This is a genomic window from Nonlabens dokdonensis, assembly GCF_002162835.1.
GTDB lineage: Bacteria > Bacteroidota > Bacteroidia > Flavobacteriales > Flavobacteriaceae > Nonlabens > Nonlabens dokdonensis_B.
The window spans coordinates 1872-6185 of sequence record NZ_MAAX01000167.1 but is presented as its reverse complement, the minus strand read 5'-3'; the positions used below and the strand labels follow the sequence as shown (position 1 = coordinate 6185).

Annotated in this window: 2 protein-coding genes; both read right to left on the bottom strand. The window is 35.3% G+C overall.

Features of this window, described 5'->3' with window-relative positions:
- Window positions 1-718, bottom strand: a 718-nt coding sequence (locus tag A9Q93_RS10875; protein ID WP_303687429.1) for a hypothetical protein, incomplete at its 3' end; no start/stop codon positions are given.
- Window positions 719-728: 10 nt separating this feature from the next.
- Complete coding sequence (locus A9Q93_RS10870) at window positions 729-3995, bottom strand: N-6 DNA methylase (RefSeq protein ID WP_303687428.1); 3267 nt, start codon at window positions 3993-3995, stop codon at window positions 729-731.
- Window positions 3996-4314: the final 319 nt, after the last annotated feature.

Here is a 4314-nt window from a genome sequence, read left to right as displayed (position 1 = left end):
AGATATTGGTATGTTGTTCTTGTCCTTTAATGTGTTTAAAATCAATTTTGGCGTTTTTAATAATAAATGCTAATTGCCTACGGCCAGAAAACTCCATCATCTTTTGTAGCGTAATGCAATCCTTATAAATTCTATCTATATCAACTGTCTGTTTGTAATTAAAGGTTAAATGGTTACTATGTTTTACTTCATAATCCTTGCTTAATGAAATAGTATGGTGTTTAGAATCTACAATATCAATACTTAACTCATCGCTAATCTTCAGCGTGCTTGAAACTTTTACGTATTCTTCCTTTGGATTTTCTTCATCTACACTGCTTCTGGTGCTATTCCAGCTATTATAAAAATTGTCTGAATTGGGAAACAGTACTTCGACGTGGTTGAACCTTAAATGAGAACGTTTTAAAATATGGACATAGTTAAAGACAAATTGAATGCTATAATGTAGCTCGTGAAGTTCTCCTGCAATAGGTGCCAGCTTTGCAAATGAGCAACCAAAAAGTGTAAGATCTCCCAATGTACCTCTATTGGTATCTCCTAAAATAAGTTCTATGTAATCATCTTCTCTTTCAGAAGTTGGAAATTTAAACGGATTACCGCTGAGATAACTCTCTGTATACAATTTTAGAGTGATACGATCTTTGTCTTTATCAACATAAAGTTTACCAGGAACTTTATTTGTTGAATTTGGCAAATACCACAAACCTGATTCTTTCATAATTACCTAATTAACTTCCCTCCACAATCCTTATCTCTTCATCACTCAATCCATACAGCTCATACACCATTGCATCTATTTGTTGCTCTAGGGTGTTGATTTGTGATTGTAGGTCTTGTGCTTTTTTCTTGTTTTGCTCAAAGAGGTCTAACCATTCAAACTCGTCTGATTTGGTAAGTACGGCAACAGGTGCTTGACCTTGCTTTTCTCGCAATTTGTTGGTAGCTTTAATGGCTTTATTGAGTTCTTTGATAAACTCTCCAAAATCTAAATCTTGCCAGTTTTCGAGTTTGCGTGATGTTTTTTTAAGCGAATAATTTGATCTAAAATACTTTGTAAATGTTCCGTTTAATTTTTTGAAGTCAAGAATGGTATTTTTTAAGGTGTCAGATTTCAGGTGTAAAGTCTCTTGAAGATCCTGTGAAACATCGGGAATGGGGAATTCTTTTACATATATATTAAAATATCTAAAAGTACCAACGCCACTAGTGTTTGCTATTTGATGAAGATAAAACTTCATCGCTTTTGAATTCAAAATTGATAGTAAGTAGCCGGATAAGATCCCATCTGGTGGAAGTAAGAAATAGGCACTATTCAATAAATAAATTTCTTCAGAACAAAGGCTAAACCTACCGCTGTCGGTAAGTTCTATCCATACAATTTTCTCTTCTTTAAAATCTTCAAAAAACGAACAAGCTCTTAAGTTTGTCCAATGTTGACCTTTTGCTCCACGTGATTTGAATTTATCTCCAAAGCTTTCTAAATGGTCATATATAGCTGGATAATCGTTTGGAATATCAATTCCGTTTTTACTGAGTATAATGTACTGATCTGGTAATTCATAATGGTACCTGTATATATCTCGACCCCTTAAAATTGGCTGTATAATCTCGGCACTTCTATAATCTTTAGATATTAATTCATTCTTCTTATCCTCGTCTATTAGAAATGCTTGATTAGAGCCAGTTGCAATACCAAGCCTTATTTTTGTTTGTAAATCCTCTAAAGTTGGATTGTTCCCTTTTAACTTTTGAGTGATTTTTAAATATTCTGGTCTTATAAGCGTCCAAGAAAGCGATTCTAAGTCTTTTTGAGAGTAAAAAAACTGATTTTCTGAAATGAATTGTAAAAAGTCAGTTTTAACCTCATATTTTGAATTAACAATAGTAGCTTTTTGTGACTTGTCAGATGATTTTTTAAAAACTAGTATCACGGAATTTACCACAGCATCAGAAAAAATTTGGGCATCCTCAATGTTAATTAGCTGATCAATATTTCCATTGGTAATTAAGAAGTTTCTCAATGGATTCCCATAATCTGCTTTTAAAAACGAATTAGAAGTTATGTATGATAACATTCCATTTTTCTTGATGATTTTTATTCCTAATTCGTAGAAGTAACAAAATAAATCTGCAAATGACTGATAGCTTGAATAGTGCTTTTTTAAGTATTTTGGATGATCAACTCTATCGTGACTTACATAAGGAGGATTCCCAATCACAACATCAAAACCTCCGTTTGCAAAAACTTTCGCGAAAGCGGTCTCCCAGTTAAAGGCTTTATCTCCTGCAATGGTTTTGCTGTCTATCAAACTGTTACCACATTTTATATTACTGCTCAAATCGTTGAGCTTACGGCGTGGTTGTGCGGTGCGTAACCAGAGTGATAGCTTTGCAATCTCTACAGACTCCTCGTTAAGATCTACGCCATAAATATTGTTCTCCAGTATGGTGTTTTCTATATCTGGAAACTGTAAGCCACCACCTAGAATTTTGGTCTTAAGCTCGTCTATGTACTGATGTTCTTTTATGAGAAAATCCAGCGCCTGGTTAAGAAATGCTCCAGAGCCACAGGCAGGATCACAGATAGTGATCTGCAACAACCAGTCACGGTAGGTATCTAGCGTTTCGACTAGCTTTTGTATGGTCTTGTCGTTTCGCTTCTTTCTACCAGTACCACGACCTTTAAAATACTCCTCTTCTTTAAAACCGAGTTCGGCTTTTTTCTCATCACATAGTTTGCCTACGGTATTTTCAACAATGTATTTTGTGATATACTTAGGCGTGTAAAAAACGCCGTCCTTCTTACGCTTGCTTTTCTGTTTGTCAAAGTTGCCACCTTCTATTTCGGCATTAATGCTTTCAATCTCGTTGAGAGAATTTTCAAAAATATGACCAAGGATATTGACGTCAACTTGGCTTTCAAAATCATAAGTCGCTAGTTTTTTAGTGTGATGGTAAAGTAAATCATCATCTATAATCACACGATCCAAGATAGAATCTGGTTTAAAGAGACCACCATTGTAGGCAAAAATCTCTTTGTTTTCTGCATCGCCCTTACGGCCTTTATCCAAGTAGTTAAAATGCTTTTTAAAACGATCGTACAACGGCTCATCTACATCCAGCTTGCGTATGGTGTCCCATTCTGCCAGACGTTTTATGGTATAATTAGGTTGTAAGAGTCCGCGATCTTCTGCAAAAAAGATAAAGAGAAAACGATCTATAAGTTTTTGCGACTTTTTAAAAAGAGTGAGTTTTACGTTTTTCTCCAGGCGTTCAAGATCGGATTGATGTTCTGCATTGTCAGTAATACCAGTCTCTTCCTGCAATGCAACTTTAAGAACTTTACCGTTTTTCTTTACCAGATCACGATACAGCTCACGTTTAAAGAGCGAATAATCTTTGTAAAACTCTTTGGTAATTTCTTCTTCCTTAATAAGCGAATCCTGCTTTATTTGAAGCGGTAACTCCTTGAGCAAATTGTCTTTGTACAAACACAAATACAGCAATCCAAAGTCATCACGTGTAAGATTAAATAGGTCAAAATCCAGTAACTCTGTCGTATCGTCTATATAGAAACGTAGTTTTTCAAAATTAGAGGTAATGACAAACCTGCATCCTTTGTGATTTACTTTATAATCAAAAGCCTGACGTCGTATGCTTTCCAGATCCTTTGTATTTGTGCCCTTAAGTTCTACAACGGCTACTGTTTTTTCTTCTGTAATAATGGCACCGTCTGCCTTGCGGTTATTTTTCTCGTTTTTATATTCTGTAGTTAGGTTGTATTTGGGTTTTGGATTAATCGTATAATCGAGCACGTTTACAAAGAGTTCTGTAAGAAAAGTAGCCTGTATTTGCTCCTCGTTACTCTTGTCTATATTTTGCTGTATCTCAAGGTTGAGAAAGAATTTGGTGTACTTGCGATATGCCTTATCTACTGCGTTTGTGTCCTGTTGTGCGAGATATTTTTTGAGTACAGATGTCTGGAATAATGCCATTTAGTGCTTTACAAAGTTGTTCAGCTCCTAAAATTAACAAAGTTTACAAGCTATTCATCTTTATTTCTCATTTTGTTTTCAGTTCGCTTTCGCAAAAGCGAGCTTGCGAGATTCACGACCAAAGGAAGAGCGTAGCGTTAAAGCGGAATTATCCACAAACCACATCGAAACTTTTTGAATACCAATTAACAAACCCCTGAAAACTCTCTTTTAGTAGTTTGGCACGTGAGAATCAATTCACAGCCAAGATGAAAAAAGAACAACCAGATTATAGCGACTTACAGCATAGTGTAGATACGCTTATAGGAAAATTTGGACT

What these genes read in the sequence shown, in the direction of transcription:
- A9Q93_RS10870 (WP_303687428.1), bottom strand. Translation starts at nt 3,995, where the DNA reads ATGGCATTATTCCAGACATCTGTACTCAAAAAATATCTCGCACAACAG.